Genomic DNA, 20,295 nt, shown 5'->3' with positions numbered 1-20,295 from the left:
ATACCAAGCATCCGATATAAGGAATTTTTGAATGTGTTATATAGCAGGAGCCGGAAAAAGTCATTTCTTCATAAAAGGTGCAGGCCTTGCTTTGTCAATTCTTGCAATAAGTTTTTCTGCATCGGCCGATTTGTATGAATGCAAATTTAATGGTTACAGTGTTCAGCCTATTTCGGATGTCAAAGGTGCTAAGCCCAAGATCGTTCCCCTGGAGAGCGTCAGCGCGCCAACAAAAATAAGCGGCCTTATTGATTTGCAGGTGAATCCGGGCCTCTACTCCTGGTGCTCAATGGGTAAAGATGGCGAGCGCGTCTATCAGAAAACGGACAGTACACTGGTCGTCGGTGGCGTGGACGGTAAAGCACTCTTTAAAACTAACGTAACGGGGATCGCCTATACGCTGGCCATGTACCCGGCCAACAACGCTTTTAACGCCTTTTTCCCTTCGACTACAGGAAGTTACGTAGAAACGGCCAATCAGGGTGATAATTCAGATCTGGTTAAAGCAGTATGGTGGTATGCCCGTATGGAATTTTATCAATTACCCTCATATGCTGGCGTGCCCGCAAGCGTCACACAGATAGGTCCAGTGGCCGGGAATATTGGCAATATTGTCGTAGGTAACCCCTGGAGCTCAGATGAAAGTGACCATCCACGTCCGTTAATCACGATACCCGATATGGCCTTCAATGTTCCTGTTGAAAAACCGACCTGCACTCTTACGGCTCCTAAAACCGTAGATCTGGGGGAGTATGATGTTTCCGATGTCGAGAACGATAACACGCAAAAAGTCTCTGCTACCGTGTCAGGGAATTGCACCAACACACGCAAAATTACGATGAAGTTGACCACCAGCAAAACAACCGGGACTGATGGCTCTTTACTCGCGAACACCGCATCGTCGAATGCGGCAAAAGGCGTGGGCGTGTTGCTGAAGTGGCCGGACAACAGCCTGGCGGTGCCTAATTCAACTAACAACTATGCGACAAAAGGGAACACCATCATCCCGTCATTTAGCGAGTCTCTCACGGCTCAGTTGGTTAAATCTGGTACAGAAAAAGTCACTTCAGGAACGTTCAGCGCCATCGGCACGTTGCAGATCACCTACGAATAGCTTATCCCTGCGGCTGATTGCTGATCAGCCGCGACATCGTCTCCAGCGAATCCGTTCTTAAAATATAGAGTCGTTTCAGTAAAAACGGATTATCCCCCGGCTTCACCTTCCCCTTCACCGTGGTCACGGCCAGATGGAAACCGGCATCATTCGCCGCCTTGATCGCCTTATTGTCATAGCCGCCAAAGGGATAAGAAAGGTAGAGCACACGCGGGTTGAACTGTGACAGCGCGCGACGAGAACGCTCAAAATCAAACAGGATCACGTGATAGCTGCGGCTCAGTAAGATCGGGTGTTTATACCCGTCCACGCGGTGCAGGAAGTGAGTGTGCGACTGAATGTCGAACACATCCTGAATGCCCTTAATTTCCTGAACGCTCATAAACTGCAGCGATTTAGGATCCCACTTCTGCGGATGGCCTTTAATACGTGACGAAATGATAAACGCCGTCGCGTTGAAGCCATACTCTTTCAGCACAGGATACGCGTAACGGCTCACCGACTTCAGGCCGTCGTCAAAGGTAATCACCACCGCCTTCGCGGGCAGGTTCATCTTGTTGCGCACGTAGCCTTCCAGCTGATACATCGTCAGCGTGGTGTACCCCTGGTCGCGAAGCCAGGTCATCTGGTTGCTGAACGCGCGCACGCTGGTGGTGGTGGAGGTATGACGAAAACGGGTGTTCTCCTCATCGCGCAGGATATGGTGATAGGTCAGAACCGGAATGCCGTTATCTTCCTGCGCGTCCAGGCTGCTTATCCACGCCAGGCGGTTGCCGATGCGGATCTGATACCAGGTCTGGTTCAGGCGGTCTTTGAGTTTATTCAGAATGGGATAGCGCAGGTTGGCGCTCAGGATGCCAAAGGGCGCGCTTCCGCTATTGGGCGCGTTATAGACGGGCGTATCTTTCCAGGTGATGAGGTTCTGGTTACTGAGCGGCTTGTTCAGGTCGCCCAGGCTGTCCTCAACGCGTTGCTTGCCCTGCACTTTCTCAAGGTGGTCTTTATCAATAAAGCCGGTACCGAACCCGAAGCGAAATTCGTAATAATCCGCCGCCGCGGGAAAGACCGCGATGATCTGCCCTGCGCGAATATTGCCCACATTAACCACGGAGTTACCTACCTGAGCCCAGATGGCAGCATCCTCAGTGGTTTGCATATATTGAGCAGGAAGCCCTTGCTGACTTATCAGGCTGGCAGACGCCCCGCCGGAAACCAGCAGCAAAAGGAGAAAGAACACGCGCATGAACATAGGATATAAATCGACACGGGAAATCAGTCGCCATTGTAGCAAAAGCGACATCAATACCAATGTTTAATGCTTATACAGATCGTGAAGCAGAACGAAAGGCGGGTTTTTCTGCTGCTGGTGCCACAGGCTGCTCACCTCCGGCTGGCCCTCCGCCACGATAGCGTGCCGAAACTCTGCGCTGCTCAATGAGGCGCGAAGCGGATAGAGGGCTTGGAGTAAAGGCAGGCTGATACCGGAGATTACTTCACAGTTATTATGCTTGTGGCTAAGCAACGCCGCGGCCCGGTAAGGCGCGGCACCGGATTTATCGGTAAGAAAAATCACCCCATCACCGGTATCCGTTTCATGCAGGGCATCGCACATCATCCGGCTGAGCACGTTGGTGCTCAACCCGCGCCAGTAATTCACCGCCCGGCATTGCGCAAGCGGGCCAAATTTGGCTTCAAGCGTGTCCAGCATATCCTGTGCCTGTTCATCGTGGCAGGTGATCACCCATCCCAGCATAACTCTCTCCTTAGCAGGCAAGTAGTTTAGCGGAGTGAAGGTTTGCTTACGGTGATAACCGTCAAAGAAAGTGCTCGGCAACCAGAGCGTCGCCGGGCAGAGGGTTAACTACGCAGACCGCGCCCGCGCTGGATCAGATACCAGCACAGCAGGTAGAAGGCGATGATGAACACCACCAGCACCGCCACCGTGGTAAACAGCGGAACATCGGTAATGCCGAGGAAGCCAAAGCGGAAGCCGCTGATCATGTAGACGATCGGGTTCAGATGCGACAGCGCCTGCCAGAACGGCGGCAGCAGCGTCAGGGAGTAGAACACCCCGCCGAGATAGGTCAGCGGCGTCAGCACAAAGGTCGGGATCAGGCTGATGTCGTCAAACGTTTTAGCGAACACCGCATTCAGCAGACCGGCCAGCGAGAACAGAATTGCCGTCAGCAGCAGAGTCAGCGCCACGAACAACCACGAGTGCACCTGGAACGGCACGAAGAACAGCGAAATCGCCGTCACCAGGATGCCCACGCACAGCCCGCGCGCCACGCCGCCGCCCACGTAACCGGCTATGATGACGTGCGTTGGCACCGGCGCCACCAGCAACTCTTCAATATTGCGTTGGAACTTAGCGCTGAAGAACGACGAGGCCACGTTTGCGTAGGCGTTGGTGATCACCGCCATCATAATCAGGCCCGGCACGATAAACTGCATATAGGTAAAACCGTGCATCTCACCAATGCGGGAACCAATCAGGTTGCCGAAGATGATGAAATAGAGCGTCATGGTGATGACCGGCGGTACCAGGGTTTGCACCCAGATACGCATAAAGCGGTTAATCTCTTTCGCCCAGATACTTTTCAGCGCGACCCAATAAAGATGCGTCATGCCTTGTCTCCTTGTTTATCCTGCACCAGAGAGACAAACAGCTCTTCCAGTCGGTTCGCTTTGTTACGCATACTTAAAACCTGAATCCCCTGCGCGCTCAGCTGGGAGAACACGCTGTTGATCCCCTGCTCGCGCAGCACTTCCACTTCCAGCGTTGAGGTATCAACCAGGCGATACTGGTATCCTTCAAGCTTCGGTAGCGGGCTTTTTGCCGCCAGATCGAGAATAAACGTTTCGGATTTCAGCTTGGAGAGCAGATCCTTCATCGAGGTGTTCTCCACCAGCTCACCGTGCTGAATGATGCCGATGTTGCGGCATAGCATCTCTGCTTCTTCAAGGTAGTGGGTGGTCAAAATGATGGTAGTGCCTTTGTCATTAAGATCCTTTAGGAAACCCCACATAGAACGACGCAGTTCGATATCCACGCCTGCGGTGGGTTCATCAAGGATCAGCAGCTTCGGCTCGTGCATCAGCGCGCGGGCAATCATCAGGCGGCGCTTCATCCCCCCGGACAACATCCGCGCACGTTCGTTACGCTTTTCCCACAGGTCGAGCTGTTTCAGGTACTTTTCGCTACGCTCAAGCGCCTCTTTACGCTCAACGCCGTAATAACCCGCCTGGTTAACGACAATCTGCTGCACCGTCTCAAACGGGTTGAAGTTGAACTCCTGCGGTACCAGCCCCAGCTGGCGCTTGGCGTTTACCACATCTTTTTGCAGGTCATAACCAAAGACGCTCACCCGTCCGGACGTTTTATTCACCAGCGAGCTGATGATCCCGATGGTGGTGGATTTCCCCGCCCCGTTCGGCCCCAGAAGCGCGTAAAAATCCCCGGCCTCTACTTTTAGGTCTATCCCGCGTAGCGCCTGAACGCCACCCGGATAGGTTTTTTTAAGCTGCTCAAGCTCCAGTGCAATTGCCATGAATTTAACTTACCTTCAGTTCTTACACACGTTGTGTGGTTTCATTAAAAGTCGGGTTACCCTATAGTAGCGCAACGCAATTACTCGGTTACAGGTCGCTAACCTCCATGAACGACATAGATACACTCATTAGCAACAATGCACTATGGTCAAAAATGCTGGTGGAGGAAGACCCCGGATTTTTTGGAAAACTCGCACAAGCCCAGAACCCGCGCTTTCTCTGGATTGGCTGTTCAGACAGCCGCGTACCTGCCGAGCGCCTGACCGGCCTTGAGCCCGGCGAACTGTTTGTTCACCGCAACGTCGCCAACCTGGTGATTCATACCGATCTCAACTGCCTTTCCGTGGTTCAGTATGCCGTTGACGTCCTGGAAGTCGAGCACATCATTATTTGCGGCCACTACGGCTGCGGCGGCGTGCAGGCGGCGGTTGAAAACCCGGAACTGGGTTTAATTGATAACTGGCTGCTGCACATCCGCGATATCTGGTTCAAACATAGTTCACTGCTCGGCGAAATGCCGCAGGAGCGACGCATGGACACGCTGTGCGAGCTGAACGTGATGGAGCAGGTATATAACCTTGGGCATTCGACCATCATGCAGTCGGCGTGGAAACGCGGGCAGAAGGTATCAATCCACGGCTGGGCGTACGGTATTCACGATGGCCTGCTGCGCAATCTGGAAGTCACCGCCACCAACCGCGAAACGCTGGAGCAGCGTTACCGTTCTGGGATTGCCAACCTCAAGCTTAAGCATGTGAACCATAAATAAAGCCGGGGGTTTTCGCCCTCTCCCCGTGGGAGAGGGTCGGAGTGAGGGCATCAGCCCGCAATTACTCGTCCAGCAATACCACTTTCCCAACATACGGCAGATGACGATAACGCTGCGCGTAATCAATGCCGTAACCCACCACGAACTCGTCCGGGATGGAGAAACCGACAAACTCTACCGGCACCTGCACTTCACGACGCTCCGGTTTATCCAGCAGCGTACAAATCGCCAGCGATTTCGGCTCGCGCAGGCTCAGGATCTCGCGCACCTTCGAAAGGGTGTTGCCGGAGTCGATAATGTCCTCAACGATCAACACATCTTTGCCACGAATATCTTCATCCAGATCTTTCAGGATTTTCACATCACGGGTTGTGGACATGCCGCTGCCGTAGCTGGAAGCGGTCATAAAATCGACCTCGTGCGGTACCTGCACTTCACGGCACAGGTCTGCCATGAACATGAAAGAACCGCGCAGCAGACCAACCAGCACCATTTCGCTGCCGCTGTCCTTGTAATGCTCGGTGATTTGACGACCCAGTTCGGCGATACGCGCTTTGATCTCGGCTTCCGGGATCATCACTTCAACAGTATGTTTCATATTACTAACCAAATGATTTTGATGAAAATCTTTCAATGCGGATGAATCTTGCTCCGGCATCGATACGCAAGCCAGCCATTATATCAGTAAATGGATAAGCCTGGCGTATGAGTTATAAAAAGCAAATATTGTGATTCCGATCACACTTGTTAACACCTATAATTAGTTGCTAGCAAATTATTAACAAAAACTGACGAGTACACTTTCTATGGCTGAAACAAACACTAAACAGCCGCGTCTACTGGTGACACTAACAGCGCTATTCGCCGCCTTCTGCGGCCTGTACCTGTTAATCGGTGGCGTCTGGCTGGTCGCGATCGGCGGCTCCTGGTACTACCCGATTGCGGGCCTGGTTATGCTTGGCGTAACCGTCCTGCTCTGGCGTAGAAAACAATCCGCACTGTGGCTGTATGCCGCCCTCCTTCTTGCCACCATGATCTGGGGCGTCTGGGAAGTCGGTTTCGATTTCTGGGCCCTGACGCCGCGCAGCGACATCCTGGTCTTCTTCGGTATCTGGCTGATCCTGCCGTTTGTCTGGCGCCGCCTGATTGTCCCTTCCAGCGGTGCCGTTGCAGCCCTGCTGGTGGCGCTGTTAATCAGCGGCGGCATTCTCACCTGGGCTGGCTTTAACGACCCGCAGGAGATCAACGGTACGCTGAACGCGGAGTCCACGCCTGCGGCAGCTATCTCGCAGGTCGCTGACGGTGACTGGCCAGCTTATGGCCGTAACCAGGAAGGTCAACGTTACTCCCCGCTGAAGCAGATCAACGCGGACAACGTTAAGAACCTGAAGGAAGCCTGGGTATTCCGTACCGGCGACCTGAAAATGCCGAACGATCCGGGCGAGCTGACCAACGAAGTGACCCCGATTAAAGTCGGTGATATGCTTTACCTGTGTACGGCGCACCAGCGTCTGTTCGCGCTCGATGCGGCTACCGGTAAAGAGAAATGGCACTTTGATCCACAGCTGAACTCCAATCCGTCGTTCCAGCACGTGACCTGCCGTGGCGTCTCTTACCACGAAGCGCGCGCCGATAATGCCAGCCCGGAAGTCATTGCCGACTGTCCTCGCCGCATTATGCTGCCGGTGAACGATGGCCGTCTGTTTGCCATCAACGCTGAGACCGGCAAGCTGTGCGAAACCTTCGCCAACAAAGGCATTCTGAACCTGCAGACCAACATGCCGGACACCACGCCGGGTCTGTATGAGCCAACCTCCCCGCCAATCATCACCGATAAAACCATCGTGATTGCCGGTTCGGTAACGGATAACTTCTCTACGCGTGAAACCTCCGGCGTTATCCGTGGTTTCGACGTGAACACCGGTAAACTGCTGTGGGCTTTCGACCCGGGCGCGAAAGATCCAAACGCGATCCCGTCTGACGAGCACACCTTTACCTTCAACTCGCCGAACTCCTGGGCACCAGCCGCGTATGACGCGAAGCTGGACCTGGTCTACCTGCCGATGGGCGTATCCACGCCGGATATCTGGGGCGGTAACCGCACGCCGGAGCAGGAACGTTATGCGAGCGCTATCCTGGCGCTGAACGCAACCACCGGTAAGCTGGCGTGGAGCTACCAGACCGTTCACCACGATCTGTGGGATATGGATATGCCGTCCCAGCCGACGCTGGCGGACATTACCGTTAACGGTAAAACCGTGCCGGTCATTTACGCTCCGGCTAAAACCGGCAACATCTTCGTGCTGGATCGCAGCAACGGTAAGCTGGTTGTGCCTGCCCCGGAAAAACCGGTTCCGCAGGGTGCGGCCAAAGGCGACTACGTCAGCAAAACCCAGCCGTTCTCTGACCTGAGCTTCCGTCCGAAGAAAGACCTCAGCGGTGCAGACATGTGGGGTGCCACCATGTTTGACCAGCTGGTGTGCCGCGTGATGTTCCATCAGCTGCGCTATGAAGGCATCTTCACGCCGCCGTCTGAGCAGGGTACGCTGGTCTTCCCGGGCAACCTGGGAATGTTTGAGTGGGGCGGTATTTCCGTCGACCCTAACCGTCAGGTGGCGATTGCCAACCCAATGGCGCTGCCGTTCGTTTCCCGTCTGATCCCACGCGGTCCGGGTAACCCGATGGAGCAGCCGAAAGACGCGAAAGGCAGCGGGACCGAAGCCGGTATCCAGCCGCAGTATGGCGTACCGTTTGGCGTTACCCTGAACCCGTTCCTGTCTCCGTTTGGTCTGCCGTGTAAACAGCCTGCCTGGGGTTACATCTCCGGTCTGGATCTGAAAACCAACCAGATCGTCTGGAAAAAACGTATTGGTACCCCACAGGACAGCATGCCGTTCCCGATGCCGGTTCCGGTGCCGTTCAATATGGGTATGCCAATGCTGGGTGGTCCAATCTCCACAGCCGGTAACGTGCTGTTCATCGCGGCAACCGCAGATAACTACCTGCGCGCGTATAACATGACCAACGGTGAAAAACTGTGGCAAGGCCGTCTGCCGGCCGGTGGACAGGCAACGCCGATGACCTATGAAGTGAATGGCAAGCAGTACGTTGTCATTTCTGCGGGTGGTCACGGTTCGTTTGGTACGAAGATGGGCGACTATATTGTCGCGTATGCATTGCCGGACGAAGGCAAATAAAAGCAAAACGGCAACGAAAGTTGCCGTTTTTAGCAATGCAGGCCGGGTAAGGCGAAGCCGCCACCCGGCTTTTTTTATACGGTAAAACCGAGCATCATCCCCGTATCTTCATGCTCCAGCAGATGACAGTGCGCCATATAGGCAAACTCTTCAGGCGCTTCATGGTCGAACTTCACCAGCACCTCGCTGACGCCGCCTTCCACTTTCACCGTATCTTTCCAGCCTGCTCGATGCGCTTCAGGCGCTTTGCCGTTCTCAGACAGAATACGGAACTGCGTGCCGTGGATATGGAACGGGTGCAGCATCATGTCCCCTTCCCCTGAAACCACCCAGCGCTCAAACTGCCCCTTCGTGGCGGCAAACATCGGCGTGTTCATATCGAACGCTTTGCCGTTGATCTTGTTGGCGTTGTGGAAATCGAACCCGTGACCGCCGTGATCCATACCGCCCATTTTGCCGTGGTCCATATTCATGTGGCCCATCATCTGGCCGTGGTGCATTCCCGCCATGGCCTGATTGCCATACTTTTTCATCAGCGCCTGCATGCCCATCATGTCAAGCATCGGGTCCATGGAGAGCTGAAGCTTACGCTGCGTGAGCCCATCCAGCGACGGGAGAGCTGGCAGCGTGGCTAAGGTGTCCGGCAGCATACCGGAGGCCGTGACCTGTAGCGGCTGAATGCGCAGCACCGGATGCGGTTTATCAAACGGCGCCACTGCCATCCCCATCTGGCTGACAGGCAGCGTTACCAGGTCAAACGGCTTGCCGTCGCTGATGTCCACCAGCACTTCGAAGCGTTCGCCCATCAGCATCGGCAGCTCGCTCACTTTTACCGGTTCCGGCAGCAGGCCGCCGTCGCTTGCCACCACGTAAAGCGGGCGCTTATCGCTGGTGGCGAAGTTCAACGAGCGGGCGTTACAGCCGTTAAGCAAGCGCAGGCGCAGCCAGCCTTTCGGGGCGGCGTGCTGCGGATAGATCGCACCGTTGGCCAGCAGCGTATCGCCAAACCAGCCGACCGCCGCGCTCATCACGTCCAGCTGGTAGTCAATCTGCCCGTCAGCGCTGAATTTTTTGTCCTGCACAATCACCGGCACATCATCGATACCCCACTGTTTTGGCAGGCGCAGGAGACGGCTTTCGTCATCCTCAATCAACACCAGTCCGGCCAGCCCCATTGCCACCTGATGGCCCGTTTTACCGTGCTGATGCGGGTGGAACCAGCAGGTTGCCGCCCGCTGGTCAGGGGTAAAGGTTACGCTGCGTTTCCCCCCAGGCTTGATAACACCCTGGGGACCACCATCCACTTCGCCCGGAACTTCCAGCCCGTGCCAGTGCAGCGTGGTCTCCTCGGCAAGCGTATTACGGATATCCACCGTAACCGCTTTCCCTTTGCGTAACTGAAGCGCCGGGCCGAGCAGATTGCCGTTGTAGCCCCAGGTTGTGGCGCTGTGCCCGCCGAAGGAGGTTTTACCGGCCTGAACAACGAGCTGAATACGGCTACGGGCGTCTGCGGTCAGTAAGTCAGGAATGGGTAAGGCAGGCCTTTCAGCCGCAAAAACCGCGCGGCTCCAGAGTGGTAATGCGCTGGCAACCCCCAGCACAGCGGAATATTTTAAAAAATCACGACGTTGCATGTTCATTTCCTTATTTCCAGCAGGCGATCTTTTGAGCATAAACCCTCCCCTTACCGGAAGGTCAAGTAAAGCGGCAATAATAAAGATCGTCGCACTGGCATCAAGTGTGCTAACGTTAATTTTCCGTGAAGAAGTGGTAGAAGCAATGAAGACGTTTTTCAGGACAATTTTGTTCGGAAGCCTGATGGCAATGTGTGCGAACAGCTATGCGCTCAGTGAAAATGAAGCGGAAGATATGGCCGATTTAACGGCGGTTTTTGTATTCCTGAAAAATGATTGTGGCTACCAGAATTTACCCAACGGGCAAATTCGCCGCGCGCTGGTCTTTTTCGCCCAGCAGAACCAGTGGGATCTCAGCAATTACGACAGCTTTGACATGAAGGCGCTCGGTGAAGACAGCTACCGTGACTTGAGCGGTATTGGCATTCCCACGGCTAAAAAATGCAAAGCGCTGGCCCGCGATTCGCTCAGCCTGCTCGCCTACGTGAAATAACCTTCCCGACGCCCCCTGTTCAACCTATACCCGTGCAACCACGGTTATAGTTAGCTATCATGTTTCGCTCATTTTTTGTGAGCGTTACGGATGTTAACAAAGGAGGAGTCCGCGTATGGCCGACCACACGTTGTGGCATGAAACACTGCATGACCAGTTTGGTCAGTACTTTGCCGTTGATAACGTGCTCTATCATGAGAAAACGGATCACCAGGATCTGATCATCTTCGAAAACGCCGCCTTTGGCCGCGTGATGGCCCTGGATGGCGTAGTGCAAACGACCGAGCGCGACGAGTTTATCTATCATGAGATGATGACCCACGTTCCGCTGCTGGCCCACGGACACGCGAAGCATGTTCTGATTATCGGTGGCGGCGACGGCGCAATGCTGCGCGAGGTTTCACGTCATCGTTCCATTGAAACCATCACCATGGTTGAGATCGATGCGGGCGTGGTCTCTTTCTGCCGCCAGTACCTGCCCAACCATAATGCCGGCAGCTATGACGATCCGCGCTTTAATCTGGTTATCGACGACGGCGTTAACTTTGTTAACCAGACCACGCAGACCTTCGACGTGATTATCTCTGACTGTACCGACCCCATCGGCCCTGGCGCGTCGCTGTTTACCTCCTCGTTCTACGAAGGCTGCAAGCGCTGCCTGAACCCTGGCGGGATCTTCGTCGCACAAAATGGCGTCTGCTTCCTGCAGCAGGACGAAGCGCTCGACAGCCATCGCAAGCTCAGCACCTATTTCGGTGACGTCAGCTTCTATCAGGCGGCCATTCCGACGTACTACGGCGGGATCATGACCTTTGCATGGGCAACGGATAACGACGTGCTGCGTCATCTCTCTACCGAAATTATCCAGGCCCGCTTCCATCAGGCCGGGCTCACGTGCCGCTACTACAATCCGGCTATTCATACCGCAGCGTTTGCTCTGCCGCAGTACCTGCAAGACGCATTATCCACTAAGGGGGTGAGCTAATTGAAAAAGCTTAAACTACATGGCTTTAACAACCTGACCAAAAGCCTGAGTTTTTGTATTTACGATATCTGCTATGCCAAAACAGCGGAAGAACGCGATGGTTACATCGCCTATATCGATGAACTCTACAACGCCAACCGTCTGACCGAGATCCTGTCAGAAACCTGCTCGATCATCGGTGCCAATATTCTGAACATCGCCCGACAGGATTATGAGCCCCAGGGTGCCAGCGTCACCATTCTGGTCAGCGAAGAGCCGGTCGACCCGCAGCTTATCGACAAAACTGAACACCCGGGTCCGCTTCCGGAAGTGGTCGTCGCCCACCTCGACAAAAGCCATATCTGCGTTCACACCTACCCGGAAAGCCACCCGGAAGGCGGGCTGTGCACTTTCCGCGCGGATATTGAAGTGTCGACCTGTGGCGTGATTTCCCCGCTGAACGCGCTGAACTATTTAATCCACCAGCTGGAATCGGACATCGTCACGATTGATTATCGCGTGCGCGGTTTTACCCGTGATATCAACGGCATGAAGCACTTCATCGACCACGAGATCAACTCCATTCAGAACTTTATGTCCGAGGACATGAAATCGCTGTATGACATGATGGACGTGAACGTGTACCAGGAAAACATCTTCCATACCAAGATGATGCTTAAGGAGTTCGACCTTAAGCACTACATGTTCCACACGAAGCCGGAAGATTTAAGTGAAGAAGAGCGCAAGGTCATCACCGACCTGCTCTGGAAAGAAATGCGCGAAATCTACTACGGCCGCAATATTCCGGCCGTGTAAGTGTTGCCCGGAGCAGGGACGCTTCGGGGAGTTACTTCTGTTTCATAAACTCACGGTAGGCATTCACTACCTGCAGGAAGTCTTCCACGCCGCACAGCGACAGGCTCTCTTCGTCGTAGTAGCTCATCCCCTCTTCCATCTCATCCCCTGAAAACTCAAGCTGGTTGGCGCGCACCATCACCTCTTCGCCATCCATCCACAAGGTGTATTCATGTCCGGCGCGTTGCCAGGAGCGCTCGCTGCCTTTCACCGTATTTGCCGCCTGTTCGACTTCATCAAGAAGGGCGAGATTTTCTTTCACCTCTTCGTTAAACCAGTGTCCAACGGCTTCGTGGCCCATCGACATACGCACTTTCACCACTCCGGTGATGTCGCGCAGAAATTCGTAATCCATAGTGTTTTCCTCTGCCCAGGCAACGCGCCAACAACGCATTGCGCCATGCTGTAATTATCGCAGCCAGGCTAAAGAAAAAAAGCACTGAGAGCTGGAGAAATGGAAAAAAGTGTCGTCATCTCTTCCGGACCAGGTTCCCCACAACGAGTACAAAAAACGATGGTGTGGATTTATTTTATAGCCTTTAATAAAAAAATATTATTTAACAGTAGTGCAGTGTGATGATGCGTACTCAATGCCAACAGGATATCGCCGCCAACATGAACGTTTTGACCGGGTAGATCCTTCATTAAGTTTTTCTCATCTTCCGTGAGCAGAAGCTGCATTCGTGAATTCCACCCTGACAGATGCGTATCCGCATCCCGTACACAACCAAACGGCTCATCAGATATTATCACCCAGTATGCATCAGCCCCCTTGCCTGCTTCCTGCAATGTCCCGGAAATCCTGACGGTATCCCCTTCCAGCACGCAACGCTGCTGTGCGCGTTGCGCCATTTTTTCCAGCATTGCGGCAGAAAGATAGCCATTATTCTGAGGCCAGGGCACAGCGGACTGCTGTGTCAGAACATTATGTCCTGGTATTGTATGCCATTCACCATTACTTTCCGCCTGTAAAATAACCTCGATATTTTCCTTATTTTCACTATAAACACTCTGCCGATCTCCGATGGCATGACCAAAAAACCATGCATATTTTTCGCTGGCACATAATTCCTTAACGACCCATGTCACTTCAGGTCGTGTGCCGTTTAGCACGGCCATATTGCTGTCGCCTATGTAACTGGCGCGCAGAGCATTAAGAATATTCATACGTAACGGATCACCTTTATGCACTGGCTGGCAAAGTTCTTTTCGGCCCTCTTGCTCAACTCTCTTCATGAGTGACTCAGATTGTAATATTACTTCAGGTGCATAAAAACAATGCGCTGTTTCCGGTGTGTCCACTTCGCTGTCAAGTCTGGTAGCGCTAATCCACCCATTATCGGTACTTAACATAATACGATCGTATAGATGATATTTATTATTCACTGTCTGTATATAATTATTATTCTTATCTTTTATTAGCGCACAAAAATAGGCGATATTTCCGCCAGCATTTACACGTTTAATATGAAAAACCGCATTTTTTAGATTCTCTTCACCTCGTAAATTCTCAGCAATATTTTGACGAACAAAATCTCCCTTTTTAAGGAAAACCATATCCTCAGCAAATGAATGACAGCAAAAAATAATAAACAACAATGAAAAATAGCGCATTATCTTGCCCCTCGAAATGTGGCATCTTTCTCGTTATGATAAGAGTATTTTCCGAGATTTGGAATTATTTTACATGAGAGATATAACCGGAGCATTGTTACTCATCACCAGCATGGCCGTTTATGCCAATGACACTTCTATAGGTGAGGTTAATAGTACCATTGAATTACTTAAACAAAATGATATCAGCATGGAGAAAGAACGGCTGCTGATTAGCCCGGAACGTATCAACGTTGATTATCTGTTTGTTAACCACGCACCACTGGATGTGACGCTTCCGGTTGCTTTTCCTATGCCGCCGGAGCAGTACGATGAAACAGACCGTAACCCCGGATTAATGAATTTCAAATTAAGCGTTAACGGTAAGCCAGTCACCCCTCAAGAGCAGTGGATAGCCCTGCTTATCAACGAGAAAGGGAATACCAGGGAAGATATTACCGATAAACTCCTGAAAGCAGGCTGGACGGTCGAACAATTACGGAATGTATTAAAAAACAATGAAATTTTTCGGCAGCCCGACAATCTGCCAGCCCTACCCGAGGCATGGGTGAAAAATAATGAATCTTTCCTCGCCGTTCAGCAATTTTTTATCTGGCAACAGACCTTCCCTGCAGGTAAAGAGGTAATGATCAATCATACCTACACCCCCAGTCTGACCAGCGGCGTGCCGCGTGAGGTGGCAGATATTACGGATAATTATTGCCTGACTGATGAAAATCAGCAACAACTCTCCCGGTTGCGCAGTAACGTTAAGCGTAACCATCAGGAGGAGGACTTTCCTGGATTTAACTGGGCTCAGTTGGACTATATTCTGACCACGGGAGCTAACTGGAAGGAAGGCGTCATTGGCGATTTTACACTGCGTGTTCATAAGCGCACAGCGGATGAAGTAGCCGTTGTTTGCTTCAATCATTCATTAAAGTCGATCGACCCACTGACACTGGAGTTTAAACAGAAAAACTTTAAACCAGAACAAGACCTGAATATTATTTATTTATCCTCATGGTAGTTAAATAAGCCTGGCGAATTCGCACCGCCAGGCTTTTATGAGCGTTAAAACGCTTTATACCGCCGTCTGGAAGATAACCCCGTCAGCCTTCTCGGTGTACTGAGAGAGCTGGTCGAAGTTCAGATAGCGATAGGTATCCACCGCCGTCTTATCCACCTGCGCCACGAAGGTCTGGTACTCTTCCGGTGTTGGCAGTTTGCCAATCAGCGCCGCAACCGCCGCCAGCTCCGCAGAGGCCAGGTAGACGTTCGCACCAGTACCTAAACGGTTTGGGAAGTTACGGGTAGAGGTGGAAACCACCGTCGCACCGTCGGCCACGCGTGCCTGGTTACCCATACACAGGGAGCAGCCAGGGATTTCGATACGCGCCCCGCTCTTACCGAACACGCTGTAGTAACCCTCTTCGGTCAATTGAGCCGCGTCCATACGGGTTGGCGGTGCCACCCACAGGCGGGTCGGCAGCTGGCCTTTGTGGGTATCCAGCAGCTTACCGGCGGCGCGGAAGTGGCCGATGTTGGTCATACAGGAGCCGATGAACACTTCGTCGATCTTATCGCCCTGCACGTCAGAGAGCAGACGCGCGTCGTCCGGATCGTTCGGCGCACACAGGATTGGCTCTTTAATATCCGCCAGATCGATGTCGATCACCGCCGCGTACTCTGCGTCTGCGTCAGCTTCCAGCAGCTGCGGATCCGCCAGCCATTTCTCCATGCCCTGAATACGACGCTCCAGCGTACGACGATCGCCGTAGCCTTCTGCAATCATCCACTTCAGCAGCACGATGTTGGAAGTCAGATACTCAATGATCGGCTCTTTGTTCAGCTTGATGGTACAGCCTGCCGCAGAACGCTCGGCGGAGGCGTCGGTCAGCTCGAACGCCTGCTCCACTTTCAGATCCGGCAGACCTTCAATTTCCAGGATACGGCCAGAGAAGATGTTTTTCTTGCCTTTCTTCTCAACGGTCAGCAGGCCCTGTTTGATGGCATACAGCGGGATCGCGTGAACCAGGTCGCGCAGAGTGATGCCCGGCTGCATTTTGCCCTTGAAGCGCACCAGCACGGATTCAGGCATGTCCAGCGGCATTACGCCGGTCGCTGCAGCAAACGCCACCAGGCCGGAGCCCGCCGGGAAGGAGATACCAATTGGGAAACGGGTATGGGAATCACCGCCGGTACCCACGGTATCTGGCAGCAGCATGCGGTTCAGCCAGGAGTGGATGACACCGTCACCCGGACGCAGTGACACGCCGCCGCGGTTCATGATGAAGTCTGGCAGCGTGTGGTGCGTGGTCACGTCAACCGGCTTCGGATAGGCCGCCGTGTGGCAGAAGGACTGCATCACCAGGTCAGAAGAGAAGCCCAGGCACGCCAGGTCTTTCAGTTCGTCACGGGTCATTGGGCCAGTGGTGTCCTGAGAGCCCACGGAGGTCATCTTCGGCTCGCAGTATGCGCCAGGACGGATACCGGCTACGCCGCACGCGCGACCCACCATTTTCTGTGCCAGCGAGAAGCCGCGGTTGCTTTCTGCCACGTCTTTCGCGTGACGGAAAACGTCGGAGTGCGGCAGACCCAGCGCTTCACGCGCTTTGGTGGTCAGGCCACGCCCGATGATCAGCGGAATACGGCCACCGGCACGCACTTCGTCAATCAGCACGTCGGTTTTCAGTTCGAAGCTTGCCAGCAGCTCGTTGGTTTCATGGTTGCGCACTTCGCCTTTATACGGATAGACGTCAATCACGTCGCCCATGTTCAGGTTAGAAACATCCACTTCGATCGGCAGCGCGCCCGCATCTTCCATGGTGTTGAAGAAGATTGGCGCAATTTTGCCACCGAGGCACAGGCCGCCGCCGCGCTTGTTCGGTACGTGCGGAATGTCGTCGCCCATGAACCACAGTACGGAGTTGGTGGCGGACTTACGGGAAGAGCCGGTACCCACAACGTCACCGACGTAGGCCAGCGGGAAACCTTTCTTCTGCAGCGCTTCGATCTGTTTGATCGGGCCCACCACGCCCGGCTGATCTGGCTCAATGCCTTCACGGGCGTTTTTCAGCATCGCCAGGGCGTGCAGCGGGATATCAGGACGAGACCACGCGTCCGGTGCCGGAGACAGGTCATCGGTGTTGGTTTCACCGGTCACCTTAAAGACGGTCACGGTAATTTTTTCCGCCAGCGCAGGGCGGTTCAGGAACCATTCGGCATCGGCCCAGGACTGCATCACCTGCTTCGCATAGACGTTGCCCGCTTTGGCTTTTTCTTCTACGTCGTAGAAGTTATCGAACATCAGCAGCGTGGAAGAGAGCGCTTTAGCGGCAATCGGTGCCAGCTTGTCGTTATCCAGCGCGTCAATCAGCGGATGAATGTTGTAACCACCCTGCATGGTGCCGAGCAGTTCAATGGCTTTTTCAGGAGTAACCAGTGGGGAGGTGGCTTCGCCTTTGGCGATAGCAGCAAGGAATCCGGCTTTTACGTAGGCAGCTTCATCTACGCCAGGCGGTACGCGGTTGATCAACAGATCTAACAGGAATTCTTCTTCGCCCTTAGGCGGGTTCTTCAGCAGCTCGACGAGCGCGGCCATTTGGGTTGCATCTAAAGGTTTGGGTACAATTCCCTCGGCGGCACGTTCTGCTACGTGCTTACGGTATTCTTCTAGCACGACGGTTCTCCTCGCTCTCATTGTCATATGCGGCGGGCGTTCTCTTCACGCTCCTGTGAGACAGCAGTTTGTAGGGTAAATGCCCGATACCGCGTCGGGCAGCATAGCAGGATTTCTGCACAGTGTTAATCCGTTTACAAAAAAGCAACATTAAAAAGTTTGCTGAATCGTTAAGCATGGTGTAGCGGGGAGGCGAGGTGAATTTTGGGGACAAAAAAACCGCCTGATAGCGGTTATTTTGTTGCCTTGCGGTGGTAGCACACCGGGTTGGCAGATTTGCGGCAATGCACTCGGCATGAATAATGCTCCTGAGTATGCAGATCCGCAAGCACATGTTTTGTGTTTACGAGCCGCCATCCAGTTTCGAATGTAAAAGGATGAAACTGCATTTCACCTCTTTTCAGTCCATTTCGGCTGTAATACTGTTGCCCCCGGCCTGCTTCGCTGGTGTAGCAACCAGTCACCGGGCCCGGAAGCAGTTCCGTAACCTACGCGGCAATGTACTCATTTGCCTGGTTCTGCCTTTTCCGGTGAAGAAGGAACCCGCGTAGCCTGTACAGGAACGCACGCAATGGAGATGCGAATCACTGCGCTGATCGTTGCGATCGGTTTACTGCTTATCGCACTGCACGGTGGCTGGAACATATCCGACATCACGGTGCTGTTTGTCGTCAACCTCGGCAACTAGCTGCTGGCCGCTCGTAAGAGCGGCCTTCTGAATTCCCGGCGCCTTTTCCCGCATCGCATATAATTGTGTAATAAATACTCACACTCTTTATCCGGACGTACCGGACGCTTCCCAATAAAAGTCAAAACAGTAAAAGACGGGTGAATAATACTCACGCCAACCGTAACGCCTCACGGCACAGCGCCTGTCTCGTTGGAGTCATTTTATGAAGTTGCCCTTTAAGCCACATCTGCTTGTCCTTCTGTGCAGTGCCGGGCTGTTTGCCGCCTCAGGCGTCATGTTTGTCAAAAGTCGTGCAACGGAACCCGTTGCGCCAGCCCCCGTCGCGCAACCACCGTCAGCGCCTACCGCAGCCCAGCCGGCCCCTGTCGTCGCGCCAACCTACACTGCCGCGCAAATCGATCAGTGGGTTGCCCCCATCGCGCTCTACCCGGATGCTCTGCTGTCACAAATCTTGATGGCCTCGACCTACCCGGCCAACGTGATTCAAGCGGCGCAGTGGTCCAAAGACAACCCCAAAATGGAAGGGGACGCCGCGATTCAGGCCGTTGCCAGCCAGCCCTGGGATCCCAGTGTAAAATCCCTGGTTGCGTTTCCTCAGCTTATGTCGCTGATGGGAGAGAATCCGCCGTGGGTACAAAATCTGGGCGATGCGTTTCTCGCCCAGCCGAAAGATGTGATGGATTCCGTTCAACGCCTGCGCGCGCTGGCGCAGAAGACCGGCGCCTTGCAATCTACTCCTCAGCAGACGGTCACCACGGTAACGAAACCCGCACCGGCAAAAACCAGCACCACCGAGTCAACGTCAACCACCACGTCCGCACCGGCCCCGACGGTGATCAAAATTGAATCTGCCGACCCGCAGGTGGTTTACGTCCCCACCTATAATCCCAATACGGTTTACGGGACCTGGCCTAATACCGCCTATCCGCCAACCTATCTCCCGCCGTCACCCGGGGAGCAGTTTGGCAACAGCTTCGTCAACGGCTTAGGTTTCAGCCTGGGTGTCGCCACAACTTATGCCATCTTCAGCAATATCGACTGGGATGATGACGATGACTGGGACCATCATCATGACGGTGACTGGGATAATCACGGCGGCTACAACCGCAACGGTGATAACAACATCAATATTAACGTTGAGAACTTCAATAAAATCAGCGGACAACGTCTGACGGACGCCAACCGTACCTGGCAGCACAACCCGGCCTATCGGGAAGGTGTCCCCTACCCGACAAACCAGCTCAACACGCGTTTCCACTCCACCAACACGGCCACGGGTCTTAGTGCAACGCAGCAACCGGTTAATCGCGATAGCCAGCGTCAGGCGGCGCTGAGCCAGATGGAGAAATCGACAGGTAAAACCTTCCCACAGACTGCTCGCCCGGGCACGAAAGCGGCGCAGCGACAGGCCTCAAGTGAACAGCTGAAACAGATTTCTCAGCGCAATAACTACCGTGGCTATGACACCAAACCGCAGACGGCGAAGCGGGCCACCACGCAGCAGCGAGAAAACCGCCAGACCACCGCGCAGAGACAAGAGAAACGGGTTCAGCCTTCTCAGCAACGTCCCTTCCAGCAGCGAAACAGTCAGCTCCGGGCCAATGCACTGAGCGGCAACGACAGCCGTTCCGCCAACTGGCAGGCGCAGCAGCAGCGTGGGGCGCAAAGCAGACACCTCGCCGCTCGTCAGCAGCAGCTACGCCCGGCAGCGGCTGGACGTGCTGAACACCGTGAATTCCGTCATCGCTAAG

At 53.9% G+C, this 20,295-nt stretch carries 17 protein-coding genes; 8 read left to right on the top strand and 9 right to left on the bottom strand.

Features of this window, described 5'->3' with window-relative positions; all coding sequences use genetic code 11:
- Positions 1-31: 31 nt before the first annotated feature.
- Positions 32-1,114 carry a fimbrial protein StkG gene (locus ACMGGH_RS09375; protein ID WP_232948602.1) on the top strand — a complete coding sequence of 361 codons (1,083 nt, stop codon included), beginning with the start codon at positions 32-34 and terminating at the stop codon, positions 1,112-1,114.
- Between the two features lies 1 nt (position 1,115).
- On the opposite strand, the gene ACMGGH_RS09370 is transcribed toward ACMGGH_RS09375, so the two are convergent.
- From ACMGGH_RS09370 to ACMGGH_RS09355, 4 genes are all read right to left on the bottom strand, one after another.
- Positions 1,116-2,363 carry a polysaccharide deacetylase family protein gene (locus ACMGGH_RS09370; RefSeq protein WP_219260117.1) on the bottom strand — a complete coding sequence of 416 codons (1,248 nt, stop codon included), beginning with the start codon at positions 2,361-2,363 and terminating at the stop codon, positions 1,116-1,118.
- A gap of 63 nt (positions 2,364-2,426) precedes the next feature.
- Positions 2,427-2,867 (bottom strand): PTS sugar transporter subunit IIA, encoded by a 441-nt coding sequence (locus ACMGGH_RS09365; RefSeq protein WP_420299113.1) that lies wholly within the window; start codon positions 2,865-2,867, stop codon positions 2,427-2,429.
- Positions 2,868-2,971: 104 nt separating this feature from the next.
- A complete protein-coding gene (locus tag ACMGGH_RS09360) occupies positions 2,972-3,742 on the bottom strand; it encodes an ABC transporter permease (RefSeq protein WP_023334536.1) in 771 nt (256 codons plus the stop codon).
- Positions 3,739-4,665, bottom strand: coding sequence for an ABC transporter ATP-binding protein (locus tag ACMGGH_RS09355; RefSeq protein WP_028015540.1), 927 nt, complete (start codon positions 4,663-4,665; stop codon positions 3,739-3,741). Before ACMGGH_RS09355 ends, ACMGGH_RS09360 begins: the two co-directional genes overlap by 4 nt.
- 107 nt (positions 4,666-4,772) lie before the next feature.
- Here ACMGGH_RS09355 and can point away from each other — a divergent pair, with 107 nt between their 5' ends.
- The gene (can, locus tag ACMGGH_RS09350; protein ID WP_014882586.1) at positions 4,773-5,435 is read left to right on the top strand and encodes a carbonate dehydratase; all 663 of its coding nucleotides are present in this window, start codon (positions 4,773-4,775) and stop codon (positions 5,433-5,435) included.
- A gap of 61 nt (positions 5,436-5,496) precedes the next feature.
- On the opposite strand, the gene hpt is transcribed toward can, so the two are convergent.
- Positions 5,497-6,033, bottom strand: coding sequence for a hypoxanthine phosphoribosyltransferase (gene hpt / locus ACMGGH_RS09345; protein WP_032644976.1), 537 nt, complete (start codon positions 6,031-6,033; stop codon positions 5,497-5,499).
- Positions 6,034-6,241: 208 nt separating this feature from the next.
- Here hpt and ACMGGH_RS09340 point away from each other — a divergent pair, with 208 nt between their 5' ends.
- On the top strand, positions 6,242-8,632 hold the full coding sequence (locus ACMGGH_RS09340; RefSeq protein WP_126817824.1) for a glucose/quinate/shikimate family membrane-bound PQQ-dependent dehydrogenase: 2,391 nt from the start codon (positions 6,242-6,244) through the stop codon (positions 8,630-8,632).
- A gap of 74 nt (positions 8,633-8,706) precedes the next feature.
- Here ACMGGH_RS09340 and cueO read toward each other — a convergent pair whose 3' ends face one another.
- The gene (gene cueO, locus ACMGGH_RS09335) at positions 8,707-10,266 is read right to left on the bottom strand and encodes a multicopper oxidase CueO (protein ID WP_232948604.1); all 1,560 of its coding nucleotides are present in this window, start codon (positions 10,264-10,266) and stop codon (positions 8,707-8,709) included.
- Between the two features lie 145 nt (positions 10,267-10,411).
- Between cueO and ACMGGH_RS09330 the strand changes: the two genes are divergently transcribed.
- The 3 genes from ACMGGH_RS09330 (at position 10,412) to speD (ending at position 12,539) form a co-directional block, all read left to right on the top strand.
- On the top strand, positions 10,412-10,759 hold the full coding sequence (locus ACMGGH_RS09330) for a YacC family pilotin-like protein (RefSeq protein WP_014882582.1): 348 nt from the start codon (positions 10,412-10,414) through the stop codon (positions 10,757-10,759).
- A gap of 115 nt (positions 10,760-10,874) precedes the next feature.
- Positions 10,875-11,744, top strand: coding sequence for a polyamine aminopropyltransferase (gene speE / locus ACMGGH_RS09325; RefSeq protein WP_028015536.1), 870 nt, complete (start codon positions 10,875-10,877; stop codon positions 11,742-11,744).
- Positions 11,745-12,539 carry an adenosylmethionine decarboxylase gene (gene speD, locus ACMGGH_RS09320; protein ID WP_028015535.1) on the top strand — a complete coding sequence of 265 codons (795 nt, stop codon included), beginning with the start codon at positions 11,745-11,747 and terminating at the stop codon, positions 12,537-12,539. It begins immediately after the preceding gene.
- 31 nt (positions 12,540-12,570) lie between these two features.
- Here the strand turns inward: speD and yacL are convergent, their stop codons facing one another.
- Positions 12,571-12,933 (bottom strand): protein YacL, encoded by a 363-nt coding sequence (gene yacL / locus ACMGGH_RS09315; protein ID WP_041911228.1) that lies wholly within the window; start codon positions 12,931-12,933, stop codon positions 12,571-12,573.
- A 170-nt stretch (positions 12,934-13,103) separates the two neighbouring features.
- Complete coding sequence (locus ACMGGH_RS09310; protein ID WP_232948605.1) at positions 13,104-14,192, bottom strand: DUF4431 domain-containing protein; 1,089 nt, start codon at positions 14,190-14,192, stop codon at positions 13,104-13,106.
- Between the two features lie 73 nt (positions 14,193-14,265).
- Between ACMGGH_RS09310 and ACMGGH_RS09305 the strand changes: the two genes are divergently transcribed.
- Positions 14,266-15,201, top strand: a complete 936-nt coding sequence (locus tag ACMGGH_RS09305; protein ID WP_232948606.1) for a DUF4424 family protein — start codon at positions 14,266-14,268, stop codon at positions 15,199-15,201.
- 54 nt (positions 15,202-15,255) lie between these two features.
- On the opposite strand, the gene acnB is transcribed toward ACMGGH_RS09305, so the two are convergent.
- A complete protein-coding gene (acnB, locus tag ACMGGH_RS09300; protein ID WP_045631164.1) occupies positions 15,256-17,853 on the bottom strand; it encodes a bifunctional aconitate hydratase 2/2-methylisocitrate dehydratase in 2,598 nt (865 codons plus the stop codon).
- A gap of 893 nt (positions 17,854-18,746) precedes the next feature.
- On the opposite strand from acnB, the gene ACMGGH_RS09295 reads away from it, so the two are divergent.
- Positions 18,747-20,294 carry a DUF3300 domain-containing protein gene (locus tag ACMGGH_RS09295; protein ID WP_063438131.1) on the top strand — a complete coding sequence of 516 codons (1,548 nt, stop codon included), beginning with the start codon at positions 18,747-18,749 and terminating at the stop codon, positions 20,292-20,294.
- The last annotated feature ends 1 nt before the right edge of the window (position 20,295 follow it).

The sequence above is a fragment of the Enterobacter sp. BNK-16 genome, from assembly GCF_048684955.1.
Lineage (GTDB): Bacteria > Pseudomonadota > Gammaproteobacteria > Enterobacterales > Enterobacteriaceae > Enterobacter > Enterobacter bugandensis.
This window is presented reverse-complemented; position numbering and strand designations above follow the sequence as displayed.

Excerpts from the sequence above, each read along its gene's own strand:
- ACMGGH_RS09340 (WP_126817824.1), top strand. The coding sequence starts at position 6,242 with ATGGCTGAAACAAACACTAAACAGCCGCGTCTACTGGTGACACTAACA.
- ACMGGH_RS09310 (WP_232948605.1), bottom strand. The coding sequence starts at position 14,192 with ATGCGCTATTTTTCATTGTTGTTTATTATTTTTTGCTGTCATTCATTT.
- cueO (WP_232948604.1), bottom strand. The coding sequence starts at position 10,266 with ATGCAACGTCGTGATTTTTTAAAATATTCCGCTGTGCTGGGGGTTGCC.
- ACMGGH_RS09360 (WP_023334536.1), bottom strand. The coding sequence starts at position 3,742 with ATGACGCATCTTTATTGGGTCGCGCTGAAAAGTATCTGGGCGAAAGAG.
- ACMGGH_RS09330 (WP_014882582.1), top strand. The coding sequence starts at position 10,412 with ATGAAGACGTTTTTCAGGACAATTTTGTTCGGAAGCCTGATGGCAATG.
- ACMGGH_RS09305 (WP_232948606.1), top strand. The coding sequence starts at position 14,266 with ATGAGAGATATAACCGGAGCATTGTTACTCATCACCAGCATGGCCGTT.
- ACMGGH_RS09365 (WP_420299113.1), bottom strand. The coding sequence starts at position 2,867 with ATGCTGGGATGGGTGATCACCTGCCACGATGAACAGGCACAGGATATG.
- speE (WP_028015536.1), top strand. The coding sequence starts at position 10,875 with ATGGCCGACCACACGTTGTGGCATGAAACACTGCATGACCAGTTTGGT.
- ACMGGH_RS09375 (WP_232948602.1), top strand. The coding sequence starts at position 32 with ATGTGTTATATAGCAGGAGCCGGAAAAAGTCATTTCTTCATAAAAGGT.
- hpt (WP_032644976.1), bottom strand. The coding sequence starts at position 6,033 with ATGAAACATACTGTTGAAGTGATGATCCCGGAAGCCGAGATCAAAGCG.
- ACMGGH_RS09295 (WP_063438131.1), top strand. The coding sequence starts at position 18,747 with ATGAAGTTGCCCTTTAAGCCACATCTGCTTGTCCTTCTGTGCAGTGCC.
- ACMGGH_RS09370 (WP_219260117.1), bottom strand. The coding sequence starts at position 2,363 with ATGTTCATGCGCGTGTTCTTTCTCCTTTTGCTGCTGGTTTCCGGCGGG.
- ACMGGH_RS09355 (WP_028015540.1), bottom strand. The coding sequence starts at position 4,665 with ATGGCAATTGCACTGGAGCTTGAGCAGCTTAAAAAAACCTATCCGGGT.
- yacL (WP_041911228.1), bottom strand. The coding sequence starts at position 12,933 with ATGGATTACGAATTTCTGCGCGACATCACCGGAGTGGTGAAAGTGCGT.
- can (WP_014882586.1), top strand. The coding sequence starts at position 4,773 with ATGAACGACATAGATACACTCATTAGCAACAATGCACTATGGTCAAAA.